Origin of the sequence: Aquiflexum sp. TKW24L (genome assembly GCF_023502205.1) — a bacterium.
In the GTDB taxonomy this organism is placed as follows: Bacteria; Bacteroidota; Bacteroidia; order Cytophagales; family Cyclobacteriaceae; genus Cognataquiflexum.
In genome coordinates this window covers 55,807-72,345 of record NZ_JAMFLG010000017.1, presented here as the reverse complement: position 1 = coordinate 72,345, position 16,539 = coordinate 55,807, and the positions used below count along the sequence as shown (strand labels likewise).

General features: G+C 40.1%; 14 protein-coding genes. 3 read left to right on the top strand and 11 right to left on the bottom strand.

Annotation, left to right across the window (positions count from 1 at the left end; genetic code table 11):
• Position 1: 1 nt before the first annotated feature.
• Positions 2-1,204, bottom strand: coding sequence for a hypothetical protein (locus M3O96_RS12605; protein WP_249720952.1), 1,203 nt, complete (start codon positions 1,202-1,204; stop codon positions 2-4).
• 273 nt (positions 1,205-1,477) lie between these two features.
• Positions 1,478-3,652, bottom strand: a complete 2,175-nt coding sequence (locus M3O96_RS12600; RefSeq protein ID WP_249720951.1) for a penicillin acylase family protein — start codon at positions 3,650-3,652, stop codon at positions 1,478-1,480.
• Between the two features lie 278 nt (positions 3,653-3,930).
• Here M3O96_RS12600 and M3O96_RS12595 point away from each other — a divergent pair, with 278 nt between their 5' ends.
• From M3O96_RS12595 to M3O96_RS12585, 3 genes are all read left to right on the top strand, one after another.
• Positions 3,931-4,947 carry a sensor histidine kinase gene (locus tag M3O96_RS12595; protein ID WP_249720950.1) on the top strand — a complete coding sequence of 339 codons (1,017 nt, stop codon included), beginning with the start codon at positions 3,931-3,933 and terminating at the stop codon, positions 4,945-4,947.
• A gap of 10 nt (positions 4,948-4,957) precedes the next feature.
• On the top strand, positions 4,958-5,581 hold the full coding sequence (locus M3O96_RS12590) for a response regulator (protein ID WP_249720949.1): 624 nt from the start codon (positions 4,958-4,960) through the stop codon (positions 5,579-5,581).
• 83 nt (positions 5,582-5,664) lie between these two features.
• On the top strand, positions 5,665-6,102 hold the full coding sequence (locus M3O96_RS12585; protein ID WP_249720948.1) for a hypothetical protein: 438 nt from the start codon (positions 5,665-5,667) through the stop codon (positions 6,100-6,102).
• Here the strand turns inward: M3O96_RS12585 and M3O96_RS12580 are convergent.
• The 9 genes from M3O96_RS12580 to M3O96_RS12540 all read right to left on the bottom strand — a co-directional run bounded on the left by M3O96_RS12580 (position 6,089) and on the right by M3O96_RS12540 (position 16,244).
• The gene (locus M3O96_RS12580; protein WP_249720947.1) at positions 6,089-6,946 is read right to left on the bottom strand and encodes an alpha/beta hydrolase; all 858 of its coding nucleotides are present in this window, start codon (positions 6,944-6,946) and stop codon (positions 6,089-6,091) included. The genes M3O96_RS12585 and M3O96_RS12580 overlap by 14 nt on opposite strands.
• 141 nt (positions 6,947-7,087) lie before the next feature.
• On the bottom strand, positions 7,088-8,305 hold the full coding sequence (locus tag M3O96_RS12575; protein ID WP_249720946.1) for an ATP-grasp domain-containing protein: 1,218 nt from the start codon (positions 8,303-8,305) through the stop codon (positions 7,088-7,090).
• Positions 8,306-8,308: 3 nt separating this feature from the next.
• Positions 8,309-9,736 (bottom strand): leucyl aminopeptidase family protein, encoded by a 1,428-nt coding sequence (locus tag M3O96_RS12570; RefSeq protein WP_249720945.1) that lies wholly within the window; start codon positions 9,734-9,736, stop codon positions 8,309-8,311.
• A gap of 164 nt (positions 9,737-9,900) precedes the next feature.
• Positions 9,901-11,061, bottom strand: a complete 1,161-nt coding sequence (locus M3O96_RS12565) for an alpha/beta hydrolase (protein WP_349630845.1) — start codon at positions 11,059-11,061, stop codon at positions 9,901-9,903.
• A 77-nt stretch (positions 11,062-11,138) separates the two neighbouring features.
• The gene (locus tag M3O96_RS12560; RefSeq protein WP_249720944.1) at positions 11,139-11,627 is read right to left on the bottom strand and encodes a hypothetical protein; all 489 of its coding nucleotides are present in this window, start codon (positions 11,625-11,627) and stop codon (positions 11,139-11,141) included.
• Positions 11,624-12,340 carry a 16S rRNA (uracil(1498)-N(3))-methyltransferase gene (locus M3O96_RS12555; RefSeq protein ID WP_249720943.1) on the bottom strand — a complete coding sequence of 239 codons (717 nt, stop codon included), beginning with the start codon at positions 12,338-12,340 and terminating at the stop codon, positions 11,624-11,626. The genes M3O96_RS12560 and M3O96_RS12555 overlap by 4 nt, the downstream gene beginning before the upstream one ends.
• Before the next feature lie 128 nt (positions 12,341-12,468).
• Positions 12,469-14,301 carry a DEAD/DEAH box helicase gene (locus M3O96_RS12550; protein ID WP_249720942.1) on the bottom strand — a complete coding sequence of 611 codons (1,833 nt, stop codon included), beginning with the start codon at positions 14,299-14,301 and terminating at the stop codon, positions 12,469-12,471.
• A gap of 225 nt (positions 14,302-14,526) precedes the next feature.
• Positions 14,527-14,787, bottom strand: a complete 261-nt coding sequence (locus M3O96_RS12545) for an acyl-CoA-binding protein (RefSeq protein ID WP_249720941.1) — start codon at positions 14,785-14,787, stop codon at positions 14,527-14,529.
• Between the two features lie 167 nt (positions 14,788-14,954).
• Positions 14,955-16,244 carry a citrate synthase gene (locus tag M3O96_RS12540; protein ID WP_249720940.1) on the bottom strand — a complete coding sequence of 430 codons (1,290 nt, stop codon included), beginning with the start codon at positions 16,242-16,244 and terminating at the stop codon, positions 14,955-14,957.
• Positions 16,245-16,539: the final 295 nt, after the last annotated feature.

Genomic DNA, 16,539 nt, shown 5'->3' with positions numbered 1-16,539 from the left:
TCTATCTTTTCACCTGCTTCATCCAATTGCCCCAAGCAAGTCCGACTCTTGAAGTCAGGATTCCAATGCCCACTGCTATCGCCAGACCTTTGATCAGATCCCAACCATAGGTAGAGAAATTGGGGTTGAACTGATACCTGAATTCGTAGCTTGGATTGGCAAAATAGGGCCAAGAAAACCTGCCAAAGAACCAACCTCTGCCGATTTCAGAAATCAAAACTTCAGAAAAATACCATTGTACAGGAGTAAAACAGACAACAAAGATCAGGGAAAGTAGGACTGCCAAAAGCCACTTGTTGGAATTTCTCCATTTTTCGATGGCATAGTCAATGGCAATCGCCGGCACAATCAGGAGAACGGGAAAATGAAAAGGCTGAAACCGCGTGATGTAATTGAAGACCGGGCTGAGCTTGGGTTCGGCAGGAAACAAGGGCATGATCCATACCATAGCTGCCATGACAAAGGTATAAATCAAAGCCATTTTGGTAGCGGCAAATCGATAAGGAGAGGCAAATGAGATGGAAATCAAAAACAATGGAAACATCAATGCGGCGATCTGATAAGGCAAGACCCCATGAAGCATATTCAAGAAGAAATACTCAGACACGAGCGTATAGACCATCACCAACAAAAACCCTGCGGATAAGGCGTACATCCATTGCAGGTGGGATTTGGTTCGGGCATCCATTTTTTCTCCCAATTTATTTTGGGCAGCGATCACAGAGATCATGGCGCCAAATTGGATCATCATCATCCCAAGCCCCAACAAAGCATGGGGAGGAGAGAGGATTTTTACATCAAGACCATAGGTATTGTGCCACCAATCATCAAAAGGAGCGGAGGTCAACATCGCAAATGCCCCCCAAACGCAAAACATCGCTCCCAAGGATCCATGGAAAATCCCCCAAAATCTGATGCTTTGGGACTTTTCTTCTTTGGAACCCCAAAAGCTGGTTTTCAACACTTTGATCCCCGAAAACACACCTGCGATCACCGCTCCCAAATAAATCAAAATATGCGGCGGAGAAAACAAGCCATCCCGACCCACACTCATGTGCCAGGAAATGTCCCATTGCAATCCGACAGCGATGCACAGGGAAGCAAAAACGGTGGCATAGACATACGTGGGAATCACGCGGGTGACCGTGACGGTGTCAAATGCTGCCGACTCAGTCAGGGTGGTGGAGGTGAAGTTTTGGTTCATAAAAGTCTGATTTGGTTCTAAATATAGAAGTATTGGTCCCTAGATAGAAATATTCTGATGTTAAATTTTTCAGGCAAATGGATAAAGTTGCTTTTCGGGGAGATTGGTTTTTAGGGCTTTGATTTGGATGAGATATTTGGCTTTTAAAAGATCAATACAGCGCTAGGCGTAATTTGAAATTACGCCTTCCTATCATTTTGAATTTGTAATTCAATTTCGCAAAGTTAAATGAAGATTTGTCGAGACACTGCCAACTGCGAAGCCTACTGAGAACTACTCCCTCATCCCCGGCTTGTATGTATACCGAGAGTTTTTCAGCACATCTTCCCTATAAAAACTCACCTCTTTGAATTCCCCTTGGCTGTATCTTTCTGCTTGGTCTACAAAGTGGGGAGAGAAGGGATTGCCGCTTTGACCGCCTGCAAGGAGGCTTTTGGCTTTGACTTTGTCTCCAAACTCCACCACAGCCACAAAGCTGTTGCCGACATTTCCGTACCATTTCTTCGTATTGGGATATGCCCTGCTGCCATACGCCGCCAATGAACCCCAAAGTGAAGAATTATAACCGATGGGTAAGCTTGGGAAGCTGTCGTCAAACCTTCCCTGAATGTCATTGGTGATACGCTGAAACCTGTTGATCTCTCCCCAAGGGGTATTCCATGTGCCAAAATCCGCTGTCAATTGATCGACAGCTTTTTCAAATGCAGCGAGCCTCATATTGTCTGAGGTTTCTTTGGCAAGAAAATCAAAGACATAGGCATCCCAAGGCCTGTCCATTTCTCTGGCATCCATTAGGAGTTGGTTTCCCCAAAATACCGCCAAGGAAGTGCCCACGGATTTGATTCCGGTATTTCGGTCCCAATTTGAAATCGCCGCCATAGGGTCTTTGAGTTTTGCTTTTCTGACATCTGAATCCGACAATCTTTCATATGCATCTTCCAAGGAAGGAATCAGCGGCTCAAAAGCCATGAGCTTGGGATCATAAGCTGTGGCTATCAGGGATTCCAAAGTGAAATCCTTTTTACCAGTCAAAACTCGGACGGCATTCAGTCCCCGTGCATTTTCCACGTCCCAAGCCATATAGGCAGGATAATTTTCTCTTTTGGGAGAAAAAGATCCAGCCGCAGTAAATGGATCTGAATTACAATTTTGGATCCATCCGTTTTCGGGGTTTTTGATCCAAAGCATCTCTTCTACCTCATGAAGTCCTTTCCAATCGGTAGCGGGATTGCTGCCATCCACTATATTTCTCCAATCAAATTTCGGGTCTCTTATTGGGATAAAATTTCCGTGGTAGTAGACGATATTCCCGTCTTTATCTGCATAGACTGTATTGTTGGAAGAGTTGGTTTTGAGCGCCATGGTGGCCATGAACTCTTGGTGGTTTTTGGTTTTTGTTCTCGAAAATGATTGGATCAAAGCTTTTTCCCTTTCCACCATCAGTGCGATGGCGATCCATTTTCCATTTTCTTCCCTGATTACAGGTCCATGATGGCTGTAATAGGCCGTGATTTCTTTTTCAAGGACTTGATCATCGGCTTTGTATTTGAGTTTGATTTGTTTTTCTGTCAGGGGAAGCCATTTCTTTCCAAACTGGTAATGGTACTTTCCTTTTCTGTTTTCTACAGTCAGTGCATAATGGTCTATCGCATCGGCTTTGCTGGAAGTATGTATCCATCCGTTGTATTCATTGAATCCCTGATAGATAAAAAACTGTCCCCAGGTCACAGCACCGTAGGCATTGAGGCCTTCTTCACTCACCATGTGCACCTCAGGACGGAAGTAAAAAGAAGTATGTGGATTGATCAAAAGCAGCGCCTTTCCACTTTTCGAAAGTTGGGGTGCGATTGCAAAACCATTGCTGCCCCGTGGTTCAGTGTCCCAATCCCGCTCTTCCAAAACAAGGTCAGAAAGTGGTTCTTTTCCATAAAAAGCTTTCAACTGGTTGGTGGAAATGGTCTCAATATCTCCACCGATACTGCCCTCACTGAAAGTCAAGGCCATCCATGGTTCAAATTTGGTGAGCAATTTGGGTTTGACTTCAGGATGGGTATGGAGGTAATAATTGATTCCGTCGGCCCATGCGTCCATCAGTTTTTTGAGCCATTCTGGGGAATTCAGGTATTCGCTTTTGACTACTTCTTCGTCGATATACAGCTTCATCCTGAAGTCATTGAATAGCATATTACTTCCTTCCACCTCTGCCATTCTGCCCAAGGCATTGATAAAGTTGACTTCAACCCGGTTGAAATCGTCCTCACATTGGGCATAGACCATCCCAAAAACAGCATCGGCATCGGTTTTTCCATAGACATGGGGAATGCCCCATTGGTCCCTGATAATCTCTGTGTTTTGGGACCTCTGTTGCCATTTTGTGGTTTCACTTTGGGAGAAAGAATGGGAACATATCCCAAGAAGGGAGATGAATAATAAGGTTTTTTTAAGCATTCTGAATTGGATTTACTGACGGGCTAAAATAGTGATTTGGCTTTTGCAAACAACAGCATTTTAGCTAAATGGCGGATTTATACACGATCAATTAGTTTCCGATCTCGCCCTCAAAGATTGATTTAATTAACTTTCTAGATAATTTTAAAGAAATCAGGCTGAAATTCCCATATTGACCCTTTGATTATTGATTTGGTCCCAATTTTATAATTACTGGGAGAGGCTTCCGTGACTATTATAGGTTGAATTACTATTGAATGGATAAATAGAAGAATCAAATGTTAAATAATGAATTAGATGCTTTGAAAGTTCTTACACTTCTGGACAATGTAGCTTCAGGACTAATGGTGTTGGATGGGGATGAGAAAATCATTTACATCAATCAACAGGCTTCAGTTTTTCTTGGTGTAAATCAAAATAAAGTTTGTGGAAAGGAATTTTCAACACTGAAAATAGAACCATTGATTTTTGACCTCGTATCGAAATTCAAGTCGGATAATTCAACTTCTTCTCTTGAGGTGGAAATGTTGGATGGTACAAAGCTAGTTTGTGTGGGGGTTAAAATTTTTGGCCAAGGTAATTCTGTCATTCTTTATTTTGATGACATTACAGAGAGAAAAGAAATCGGGGAAAAGTACAGGCAGGACTATTTGGCTATTAAAAACCTAAATTCCCAATCGCAAAAAATCAGGGAGGATGAAAGGGCGCTTCTTTCACGTGAGATCCATGATCAACTAGGGCAGCGACTTACAGGAATGAAGATGGAGATTGATTTCATTTTGAAAAAAAGTCCTGATCTCGATGATTTTGCTAAGGAAAAGCTGCATGTTGTCCTGAAGCAGATAGAAAGAACGGTAAGCACGATAAGGAATATTTCCCGAAATCTAAGGCCTGGAATATTGGACGATTTTGGACTCCTTGCAGCATTGGAGTGGCAGGCAGAAGAGTTTACCAAGTCAGGTAGGATCCCCATTTTCTTCCAATATGAAGGTGTAGAAAAACCCATGGATAACCAGAAAGCTACTGCAGTTTTCAGGGTTTTTCAGGAATGCCTGACCAATATCATGAGACACTCCAAATGCAGCCATGTCAAGGTTGGGGTGTTTTTTAAATCTGAAGGAGTGTGGCTGAGCATTTTTGACAATGGATTGGGCTTTGATCCTATAATTTTAAAAGATACCAAATCACTCGGTATCCTAGGGATGCAGGAGCGGGCGGAAAGTTTCGGCGGGGATTTTAAGATTCAGTCAGCACATGGAGAAGGTACCAAAATAACCCTGTTCATTCCATATTAAACCATAAAATATGAAAGCCTTAATTGCAGATGATCACCCAATAGTCAGAAAAGGAATAGTGCAATTGCTCAAAGATGCTTTCCCAAAAATACTCACGGAAGAAGTGAGCTCTGGCATTGATGCAGTGAAAAAAATTAATCAGGAAAAATGGGACCTCATCGTACTGGATATTTCTATGCCTGGAAGAAATGGCATAGATGTGTTGAAGCAGGCCCGTAACTCTGGGATAAAGACACCCATTTTAATCTTGAGCATGCAGGCTGAAGAACATTATGCCCTGAGAACTCTGAAGGCGGGTGCCTCCGGGTATGTGAGTAAGGAAAGTGCCGGAGATGAACTCGTCAAGGCGGTGGAAAAGGTAATGGAAGGGAAAAAATACATCAGTCCAAAAGTGTCAGAAATCTTAGCCGAAAGCTTGGGGGAAGAACCCGAATTCATCCATGAGAAATTATCTGACAGAGAAATGGAGATAATGATGTTGATCGCCTCTGGGAAGGCAGTGTCGGTAATTGCCCGTGAACTGAGTTTAAGTGTCAGTACAGTAAGTACTTATAGGCTGAGGGTTTTGGAAAAACTCCATCTTCAAAATAATGCTGAGATCTTGAGATATGTTTTCGAGAATGGATTGGCTTGAATTTGTAGTACAAACAACTACATGAGAATCGCTTTTTAGACTATAATCCTTCGTTTGGTGAGGATGTAATTTTGAGTTAATAAATGACTCATATGTTACAGCCTGACGAATCTCGCATCAAAGCTATTGTTTACGATTTTGCACCTAGCAATACGGTTAAGATTCTAGACATGTTGAATCACTTACCTTTTGTCGAAAATCTTGGGACGGTCTACTCGCAGGATTCAATGGAGGAAAAAATAATTAATCAAGAAGCAAACCTCGTTTTTGTCAACATCTGTTACAAGATGAGTTCAGTAAAATTCTCCCCAGACCAAGTCATCGAAAGAGTAAAAACTTTAAACCCACATGCCACAATCGTACTTTGTAAATCTAATATCGGACCTCTCTTAAGGCAACTTTACCTTCATCAGGGATTTGATTTTGTGGTAGACAAGGTCAAACATTTTGATAAAATCCCTCTGTTATTGAAAGAGATTTTATTGCAAAGAGAGTCAGAAGTAGCAGTTATGGTTGCTTAATCAACACCCGATTGATAAATAGCATGTGGAAAGGTAGCGCCTCGGTCCAATACTCCCAAGTATGGGCACCGGGCCTTTCTGTATAATCGTGAGGGGTATTGTTATCAAGTAGCAATTGATGGATTTGTCTATTGGTATCTAGCAGAAAGTCATCTACCCCACAATCAATGAGTAAGGAAACTTCGTTTTCTTTCATTCGATCTACCAAGCCCACAATAGTATATTCAGTGAAGGGGGAGTCATAGCTGATATCCCCTAATATTGCTTTTTGGCCTTCATGGCGTAATTTTCTAAAATCTTCAGGCACTCTCCACATCCTGGTGTCAATATTCATCACCCCGCTCATACTCCCTGCCATAATGAATAATTCAGGGTGTTTGGCGCTGAGCATCAAAGATCCGTGACCTCCCATAGACAAACCTGTAATTGCCCGTGATTTCCGGTCGTTGATTGTTCTGTAGTTTTTATCGATGAATGGGATCAGTTCTTTGATGAAATAAGTCTCATACCTGACAGAATTAAGCAATGGGCTATCATAGTAATAGGATGACGGGCCGACACCAGGTGTGACAATGATTACCTCATACCGATTGGCAAGATTGGGCAAAAGACTTGGATCAGTCGTATTCTTATGCCAATCCGAAAAAGATCCTGATCCCCCATGAAGCAAATAGACCGTAGGATAGGATTTGTCACTTTTGGCATATCCTTCAGGCATGACGACAGCGCCTTTTAGCGATTTGTTCATCGCCTTACTGAAAACCTCAATGGTATCCACTTGGGAAAATAGGGGATGCTGAAGAAGGAGTATTACCAAAACTGCGAGCGAATATTTTTTGATCATGATGCTAAGAATTTTTTTTAAAATTACTTTGATACTAACCAAATCAAATGTGATTCCACAAGGAAAACGAAAAAAGTAAAAAACTGAAAAAAATAATGGTCAGGAATGTCATTTCCATTCCTGACCATTAAATGCTTATCATTAATGGAATTTTTTCACTTTTTCCATTTCTACCACATTTGAAAGGCTGTGGCTCATTCTTTCTGCATAATCATCCAATAATTCCCTCACCCTTTCATGCTTGTTAGACTTGACGATTAGGCCGGCATGATAGTCCAAAGGAACTCTGAAACAAACTTCAGGATCATTGAAAGCGGACAGATCTGGGTCTTGGAATTTGGACAAAGTCAAGACAATTCCCGCATAGCCTTTTTTTACCTTAGGTAAGGTGTATTTACTACATTTCACTACAGAGTCTTCGATTTTTGCCCATTCGGTCCATAGGTTGATGTTGGAGGCACCTTCTACCATTTCGGCAAGATGGGCTCCGCCAACTCTAGAGGATGTTTCTAAAAAGTATATTTTTCCATCTTCTTTTCCTTTGATGAATTCAGTATGGCTAGCACCGTTTTTCATCCCAAAGGCCTTCATGACAAGTTGGTTTGCTAACCTCATTGAATTGTCATCATCTGAACCATATGGAACATTGGCGCTTCTGAAAATCCCTCCTCCCTGTGAAATCTCCATCGGCGTAGCAAGGTATCGTGAAATGGTACAAAAGATGTTTTTCCCATCCAGATTGAGCCCATCAGCATGATAGACATCACCCGGTTTAAATTGCTCCACCAGATACCTTAGCCGGTTATCTCCCATTTCATGGATATTTTGCCACAAGCTTTCCTTATCATGTACTTTGATGATGCCGTGCGCGGATGCTTCAGATCTTGGTTTTAGTACCCAAGGTGGCGCTACATTATCTGCAAAGTGATTCACCTCCGCATCATTGAATAGTGCTGAAAAAGCGGGTACCAAAACTCCAGCTTCCTGTGCCCTTTTTCTCATGGCGAGTTTGTCTCTAAAATACCTTCCGGTTGTTTGTCCCATTCCGGGAATACGAAGATTTTCACGCAAGAAAGTTGCTTTTTCAACATCATAGTCATCCAGAGCAGCAATTGCGTCAATTTTTACTCCTTTCATCAGACCGGCCACTCCGGTCAATAAAGTTTCAAGATCCCAGTCCAAATCCTGACCCGGCATAAAGAATATTTCATCGATATAATTCCTTGGCCAGTTGTTTTCCTTGAGTTTTTCTGAGGTAATCAAATACACTTTGTTTCCTGCTTTTTTCAGGGCGATCAAAAATGCACTTCCTTTATAATAATTGGAAATGCATAAAAAGGTCTTAGGGCTATCTTCCATGGTCTAAAGATTTTCTAACAATTTAATCAATAAATGTACACCATATGCAGTGGCATGCTTTGTTTTTGCAAATTCAGAATCACCGAATGCAGTTCCAGCAATGTCTATATGTGCCCATGAGGTATGACTGTCTGTGAAATATTCCAAAAACTTGGCTGCTGTAATGGCACCGGCAATGGGCTTGCCATGGAAATTTTTAATATCCGCAATTTCGGAATCCATCTCGGTTTTGTATTCATCCCACATCGGTAGTGGCCACAGCCTTTCGCCAATACTTTCACCGCATTGCTGAAGATTTTTTAGCAAAGCTTCATTTTTGGAAAACAACGCTGCACACTCATAGCCAAAAGTTCCGACTGCACTTCCTGTCAAAGTAGCAAAATCAATCACTGTATCAGGTTTGAAATTTTGGATCAAGTAGGAGAGGCCATCGGCCAAAATCAACCTTCCCTCGGCATCGGTATCGATGACCTCTATAGTTTTGCCACTATAGCTTCCTATGACATCAGAAGGCAAAAATGAGTGGCTGTCAATGGCATTTTCAACACAGGGAACAATTGCGGTGACGTTTACCGCCAATTTGAGGTCAGCAATCAATTGCATAGCACCTAAAACAGTAGCGGCACCACCCATGTCGCATTTCATCTGAACCATGCCCTGGGTTTTGATATTCAATCCACCGGTATCAAATGTGACTCCTTTGCCCACCAACCCAATATGTTGTTTTGCGGCTTTGGACTTGTATTTCATGATGATAAACTGGGGTTCTCTATGGCTTCCCTGACCCACCGCCAAAAATGCTTTTAGGTTTTCTTTTTCAGCTTTCTTTCTGTCAAGGACTTTGACATCAAAGCCAAACTTTTTCCCGGCATCCTCTGCCCAATCTGCAAGGTATTTTGGCGTGACTTTATTAGGGGGCAAATCCACTAAATTGAATGTTTCGATCTGGGCTTCTGCAATTTTTTGGCCTTTTTCAATTGCTTTTTTTGATTCCTTATCTTCTGACAAAACAGAGATATTGACCTTTGACCAGTTTTTAGGCCCTTTTTCCGTTTGCTTATAGTGACCTAGTCGGTAGGTTCCAAGCAGTAATCCTGAAACTGCCGCTTCAATAAAATCTGAACCCATTCCTTCATTTAGCCTTACCAACACCTTTTTTTCAAAGAGATGTTCCTGTTTAGCGGTCAATCGTCTGAATGCTGTCTTGATAGTTTTGTAATTCGGTTCTTTTCCAAGTCCAACCATAAGAAAGACCTGATCGGAATCCTTATCTTCTACTATGAATTGGCTGTCTTTTTTTCCGGAAAACAGATTTTTGGAAATCCTGAATGACTCAAAAGAAAAGGCTTGTTCACTTTCTTCTTTTTCAAAAAAAGGAATGATGACCAAGCCTTTGAAATTTTCAGAAGATTTTACGGTAGTTATTTTCATTTGTAAATGTGAAAATGGTTAGGGTTAATCCTGTTTGGGTTATTGAAATCATGACGACCATAAGACCTACAACAAGTGCAACTACAGGTTCTGATTTATGATTTTTAAAAAGGTAAGAATTTATATGAAAGTTTGGCTATCTATTGACCTTAAAATTTGATTTTCTAGATGTCACCTTTTCGATTACTGAAGAAAAGCCATTCTATAGCTTTTGGAAACTCATCACTCCAAAAAGTCTCACTGTGTTTTCCCTTCTCATTGATACTGAGTTGGATTTCCATTTTCTCCGCCAGTGTATTTCTTTTAAGGAGTCTTTTCTTAAATTTTTTGATATGGGAGACCATTGTCACACTTTCTTGTCCACCGGCATATAGGTATATTTTGGTTTCCATCGGGTCAAAGAAATCCAAGAAAGAAAATTTGATTTTTGGGATTACCCAGAGGGAAGGGGAGAAGATCATGAGCTTTCCATATACTTCTGGATATATCAACCCACTGAATAAACTCACCAATCCTCCCATAGAACTTCCTCCAATACCGGTTGATTCCCTTTCGGGTTTGGTTCGGAAATTTTTGTCAACAAAGGGTTTTAAGGTGTCTGTCAGAAATCGGATATATTCTTTTCCCTGACCTTTACCTAATAGGGTTTTGCCAAAATTATATTCCAAAACCCTTTCTTTATCTGCATGTTCAATCGCGATGATAATAATCTTACCAATTCCGTAATCTGACATGACAGCAAGTTTTTTATCGATTTGCCAGTTACCGAAAGGTGAATTCTCATTGAATAGGTTTTGGGCATCCTGTAGGTAAAGGACAGGGTAATGATCCTCTGAAGTATTGTAATCATGGGGAAGAAGCGCCCAAACCTTTCTTGTTTTGTTGAGTTGGGGAATCTCAAATTCTTCGGAAATCAAGTGAACCTGAGGCAATTGGCTTGGTCTGTAGGGAAGCCAATTTTGTCGCCATTTAGCTACATGTTCTTCCTGGATTCCTGATTTTTTCTTACAGAATCTGTTTGGGGTTTTGTTTTCAAATTTGTCAATTTCAACTTCTGACCAATCCCCCTTGGTGAATTTGTAAACCAATTCGGCGGGATATAAAAAGTCAACAGGAAAAGTGAATTTATACTTTCCTGTAGAAAGTTTATCCATCAGGTATTTATTATCTTGGGTAATCCAGTGATTGAAATTTCCCGATAGATAGACAGGCCGTCCATCGTCCTCATCAGTAGAGAGAAGGATAGTAAGCCTATTATCAACTATTTCTGCTTCTGTAGGCCTTACAACCGTATTTTCTTCACATTCCATCCGAGGTGATTCCAATTATTTTTATTTTTTGTGTACTGGTAAAATTAGATTTTTGTAACCATCAATTAAAACATAATCAGTAATTTTTTGATCTAAAATCTCACAGGAGATGTCCTTATTTCCGGTGTTTGGATCGTGATATAAGATTCTCCTTCCTTCGCATGGCACGCATTGCAAGCTGAAGTTAAAACCGTAAACCCTTTTAAAAAAGCATCCTTGTCCTTCTTGGCTATTATTTCTTCAAAATTTGGAATTGTCTCCTTCATAAAACTTTCGGCAGAGGCACTTCTTACAGGTCTTCTTTTAACCCCATCTTCCAAAGCTTCAATTATGTGCTCCACTTGATGGTCTGCATATCCCCAGTTTTCATCCATTCCTGCCCAATACAATTCTGAGTAGCGATAGGATACTTCTACCATTGTCCTGCTGAATCCTCCAAGCTGATGGGCAACTTCCTCCATTTTTTCCTCATTGGTCCCTTTCAACCAACCTTCTTCTCCAACAGCCTCGGAATTTTCTACTGAATTTACCTGACAGGAAATTATAAAAATTGCTAGAATTATTAAGTACCAATTTTTCATAAAGGATGTAGGTTATTTATTAATTGAAGAGTATGGACTGCTGCTAATCCCGCAGTCTCAGTCCTTAGCCTGCTTTTTCCCAAGGAACAGGGAATAAAGAAATTTTTAAAAGCAAGGTCTATTTCCTTTGGGGCAAAATCACCCTCAGGTCCTATCAAAACTAGGTAAGCGCTATTTGGTTTCGCTTTTTCAAATAGATGATGATTATTGTCCTTATCTACATATGCGATAAACCGCTGGTAAGTATCAAATTTTGGATTGATTACTAGATCCTTCATGTGGCAGATTGGATTCAATTTAGGAATCCTTGTTTTCAAACTTTGCTTGCATGCTGCCACAATTTTCTTTTCCAATCTGTCAAGTTTCAGGAAAGACCTTTCAGAATGTTCAGATTCCATCATGGTGATTTCATGGACACCTATTTCAGTGATTTTTTCCATCATCCATTCCATCCTGTCAGGGTTTTTGGTAGGGCAGATGGCCAAGTGGATGTAGTAATCGTCTTCTGGATCAAAAAGCCTTTTAAGAACTTTGATTCCTGCCTTTTTTGGATTGTCATCTATGATAACAGATTGATACAAATATCCCTGACCATCCGTAAAATCTACTTTATCGCCTTGGATTTTTCTCAAAACCTTGATCAGATGTTTTGATTCTTCTTGATCTAGATAGAATGTGTTCTCAGTTATGTTTTCATGAAAGAAAAGCTGCATTGTCTTCAAGTATTATTTGCTAAAATACATATTCATCTTATTCCATCAGGCATTGCAAATAAAAAAAGCGCAATCTCTAAGAGATTGCGCTTTCGAATATTAACATTCTAAACTTTGTAATTTAAAGATTAAGCCTTTGAGATTTCCATGTTGACGGTAATACCTTTGATGGTATTGTTTTTCATCACTTTGATCACGTGCTCAGCATCTTTGGATGGTACATCTACAAAAGAGAAGTTGTCAAAGATATCAATACCACCAATGCTTCTTCCCGGTACTCCAGTCTCGCCTGCGATGGCTCCTACGATATCATTTGGTCTGATTCTGTCTTTCTTTCCAAGGTTTAGGAAAAGACGGGCCATTCCCGGTTCTCTAACTCCTTTTTCCCTTGCAGGTCCACGGTCAGAAGATCTTTCACTTCTTTCGCCTCTGTCTGGTCGGTCACTTCTTTCAGGTCTGTCGGCTCTTTCAGGTCTATCGCCTCTATCGCTTCTTTCGAATCTACCACCACGCTCTCTGCTTCCGCTACGACCTGAATCTCTGTCTCTTTCTCTTCCTCTTCCAAAATCTCTTCCTTCAGGTCTTCTTCCGCCTCTGTCTCCACTTCTTTCTCCACCTCTTCCAAGGTCTAGATCAAAGTTTTGATCTTCCATTTCGTGTACAGCATCAGCCATTTGGATTTTGGCAAATCCTAGGACAATCTGCTCCAAAGTCAATCCTTCAGTTAGCATCTGACCGATAGTATCTTCATAGAAGCTATTGTCTTCAACCTTATTCAGTTGTCTGTATACGTCTTTGATCAATTGTGTTTTTTTCAACTCAATCAAATCAGCAACAGATGGAGGAGCCATTTTAGTGATGGATGTCTTGATGAATTTCTCCAGATCCTTTACCCTAAACATGTCTTTTCTACCTGTCACAAAACTGATAGCAGCACCTGATTTGCCTGCGCGGCCGGTTCTTCCGATTCTGTGTACGTAGTTGTCTTCGTCCAAAGGAAGATCAAAGTTGAATACAACTTCTACATCATCTACGTCGATTCCTCGGGCTGCTACGTCTGTTGCAACCAAAATAGAAACTTGTCCTTTTCTGAACTTGGCCATTACTTTTGTTCTCTGTGCCTGAGATAGGTCACCGTGAAGTGCTTCAGCAGCAATTCCACGAGCCAAAAGTTCCTCAGTAACTTCGTCTGTTACCCTTTTGGTGTTACAGAACACGATACCCAAGTTGAATTGGTTCAAGCTGATCAGCCTGGTCATCAATTCAATTTTAAGGGCGGACTTTACTTCATAATATACTTGAGAAATATTCTCAACAGTGAGTTCTTTTCTAAGTACTTTAACGATCTCAGGATTTTTCTGATATTTTCTCGTCAAGTCCATGATTGGCTTGGGCATGGTCGCTGAAAAGAAGATTGTTTGTCTTTCTTCAGGACATTCGCTAAGGATGTTTTCGATATCATCTCTGAAACCCATGTCAAGCATTTCGTCTGCTTCATCTAAAACGATGATGCCGACATTTTCTAATTTTAAAGTACCACGGTCCATATGGTCCATGATCCTACCTGGAGTACCTACCACGATCTGAACACCTCTTTTGAGGTCTCTAACCTGCCTGTCCATAGAGTCACCGCCATATATACAAGTTGAGGAAATTCCTCTTTTGTATTTGGCAAGTTTCACGATTTCACCTTCTACCTGAACTGCAAGTTCACGTGTAGGGCAAAGGATCAAAGCTTGTGGTTTTTTACTGCTTGCATCAACCTTATCGATTATTGGAATACCAAAAGCTGCTGTCTTGCCGGTTCCCGTCTGGGCTTGTCCGATGACGTCTTTTCCTTCCAATAAAAAAGGGATAGATTGTGATTGAATGGTAGAAGGTTGGGTATAACCCATGTCTTCCACCGCCTTGAGGATTTCTTCTGAAATCCCAAGGTCTGAGAATGTTAATTCTTTTTCCATGAAATGTTTCCTTACTTCTTCTAGACCATGTATTTCTTTGAATCAACCCAAGTCAAGCGACAGTAAGGAAACCCACGGTTAGAAAAATATTATATTATTATTCGGGTGCAAAGGTAATATAAATATCTTTAGCCCGCAAGCTTGGATTCAAAGATTTTAGAATATCTTCCAAAAAAATAAGCTTTTTTTAAATTATTATTCTGTTTCGGGTAATTTCGATACGAATTACATATATTTTGTTGCTAGTGTATTGACCAAATCTACGTATTCTGAAGTCGCATCTTCTTTGGATTTTCCATTTAAAGCCGACCAAGAATTGTATTTTGCAGCTGCTACAAAGTCAAATCCTCCAGGTCTTTCTTCTTTGTTATCACCCTCGGTTGCTTGTTTGTAAAGGCTGTAAAGTTTTAGAAGTTCTTCGTTTGATGGTTTGCTTGTAAATTTTTTAGTCAACGCGACTGCTGATTCAAGTGTGTTTGCTTCCATAAGTAAACTCGATTTTAATTTAAAGTTTCCAAATATAGATAAAGAATAGTGATTTGTTTTTAGATTGGAATGCGATTTTAATAGCTGAATAACTCTTAAAAGAGAAAACTCCAAACTTAAGTTTTGCACTTAAAGTTTGGAGCTTTAAAAATTCACTGAAAGTTTGCTTAGCCTCGTTTGTTCATAGAAACATAATGTTTATCTACAGCGCCTGTGTAAATTTGACGCGGTCTTCCGATTGGTTCGCCATTATGTCTCATTTCTTTCCATTGAGCGATCCACCCTGGTAGACGGCCCATGGCAAAAAGGACGGTAAACATATCTGTAGGAATTCCCAATGCTCTATAAATGATTCCGGAATAGAAATCCACGTTAGGATATAAGTTCCTTTCTACGAAATATTGGTCATTTAATGCTGCATATTCGAGTTCTTTTGCAATTTCTAAAACCGGATCTTTTACTCCCAATTTTAAAAGAACATCGTCAGCTGCTTTTTTGATTATTTTTGCCCTAGGATCAAAGTTTTTATAAACTCTGTGACCAAATCCCATCAATCTGAAAGGATCGTTTTTGTCTTTTGCTTTGTCAAGGAATTTTTTAGTGTCTCCTCCATCAGCCTTAATTTGCTCAAGCATTTCAATTACCGCTTGATTGGCACCACCGTGAAGTGGACCCCAAAGTGCGTTGATTCCTGCCGAAATTGAGGCAAAGATACTTGCTTGAGATGAACCTACGATCCTCACTGTAGAAGTAGAGCAGTTTTGTTCGTGGTCTGCATGCAAGATAAGAAGCTGATCCAATGCTTTTGCCACAATGGGATCAACATCATATTTCTCTGCGGGTAAAGCAAACATCATTTTCAAAAAGTTGGAGCAATAATCTAAACTGTTGTCAGGATAGTTTACCGGATGGCCTACTTCATTTTTGAAAGCCCATGCTGCGAAAGTCGGCATTTTGGCTAGTAGTCTGACAATGCTAAGATTAACTGCATCTTCATTTCGATTGGGATCCAAAGATTCAGGATAAAATGCAGTCAAAGAACATATCAATGATGATAACACTCCCATGGGATGGGAGTTAGAAGGAAATCCTTCGAGGATTTTCTTGATATCTTCATGCACCAAAGTGTGGGTGGTGATTTCTCTTGTGAACTTTTCATATTGATGTTGGGTCGGCAAGTCGCCATAGATCAATAGATAGGCTACCTCCAGGAAAGTTGATTTTTCAGCAAGTTCCTCTATATTATATCCTCTATATCTTAGGATACCAAGTTCACCATCCAAAAATGTGATTGAACTTGTTGTTGAACCTGTATTTTTAAATCCTGGGTCAATTGTTATCAATCCGGTCTGAGCCCTTAATTTTGCTATGTCAATAGCTTTTTCATTCTCAGTTCCTTCAATAATTGGGAGTTCAAAATCTTTTCCTCCATATGAAAACTTAACGGTTTCGGACATAAGTATTGTTTTTGTTTTATCTATTTATCGTATCAATATGATCATCTTTCATTGCTGCGCTTAAGTTAGTAAAAACGTGTATTTTTTACATGTTTAATTACATCAATCGCAAATTAAAGATTGTGAATTTATCTTATTTTTCTTTGAATGAAAGAGAAAACAACAAGCTAATTCTAAGTTTTTTTTATGGAATTCCCAATAATTTTCATGTTGTAGGGAATAATAACAGTTTTATGTTTTGCAAATAACATTTGACCAAAGAAAATTAATTAAGCATAAAAAAAGCCCCGTAGGG

Excerpts from the sequence above, each read along its gene's own strand:
- M3O96_RS12605 (WP_249720952.1), bottom strand. The coding sequence starts at position 1,204 with ATGAACCAAAACTTCACCTCCACCACCCTGACTGAGTCGGCAGCATTT.
- M3O96_RS12600 (WP_249720951.1), bottom strand. The coding sequence starts at position 3,652 with ATGCTTAAAAAAACCTTATTATTCATCTCCCTTCTTGGGATATGTTCC.
- M3O96_RS12595 (WP_249720950.1), top strand. The coding sequence starts at position 3,931 with ATGTTAAATAATGAATTAGATGCTTTGAAAGTTCTTACACTTCTGGAC.
- M3O96_RS12590 (WP_249720949.1), top strand. The coding sequence starts at position 4,958 with ATGAAAGCCTTAATTGCAGATGATCACCCAATAGTCAGAAAAGGAATA.
- M3O96_RS12585 (WP_249720948.1), top strand. The coding sequence starts at position 5,665 with ATGACTCATATGTTACAGCCTGACGAATCTCGCATCAAAGCTATTGTT.
- M3O96_RS12580 (WP_249720947.1), bottom strand. The coding sequence starts at position 6,946 with ATGATCAAAAAATATTCGCTCGCAGTTTTGGTAATACTCCTTCTTCAG.
- M3O96_RS12575 (WP_249720946.1), bottom strand. The coding sequence starts at position 8,305 with ATGGAAGATAGCCCTAAGACCTTTTTATGCATTTCCAATTATTATAAA.
- M3O96_RS12570 (WP_249720945.1), bottom strand. The coding sequence starts at position 9,736 with ATGAAAATAACTACCGTAAAATCTTCTGAAAATTTCAAAGGCTTGGTC.
- M3O96_RS12560 (WP_249720944.1), bottom strand. The coding sequence starts at position 11,627 with ATGAAAAATTGGTACTTAATAATTCTAGCAATTTTTATAATTTCCTGT.
- M3O96_RS12555 (WP_249720943.1), bottom strand. The coding sequence starts at position 12,340 with ATGCAGCTTTTCTTTCATGAAAACATAACTGAGAACACATTCTATCTA.
- M3O96_RS12550 (WP_249720942.1), bottom strand. The coding sequence starts at position 14,301 with ATGGAAAAAGAATTAACATTCTCAGACCTTGGGATTTCAGAAGAAATC.
- M3O96_RS12545 (WP_249720941.1), bottom strand. The coding sequence starts at position 14,787 with ATGGAAGCAAACACACTTGAATCAGCAGTCGCGTTGACTAAAAAATTT.
- M3O96_RS12540 (WP_249720940.1), bottom strand. The coding sequence starts at position 16,244 with ATGTCCGAAACCGTTAAGTTTTCATATGGAGGAAAAGATTTTGAACTC.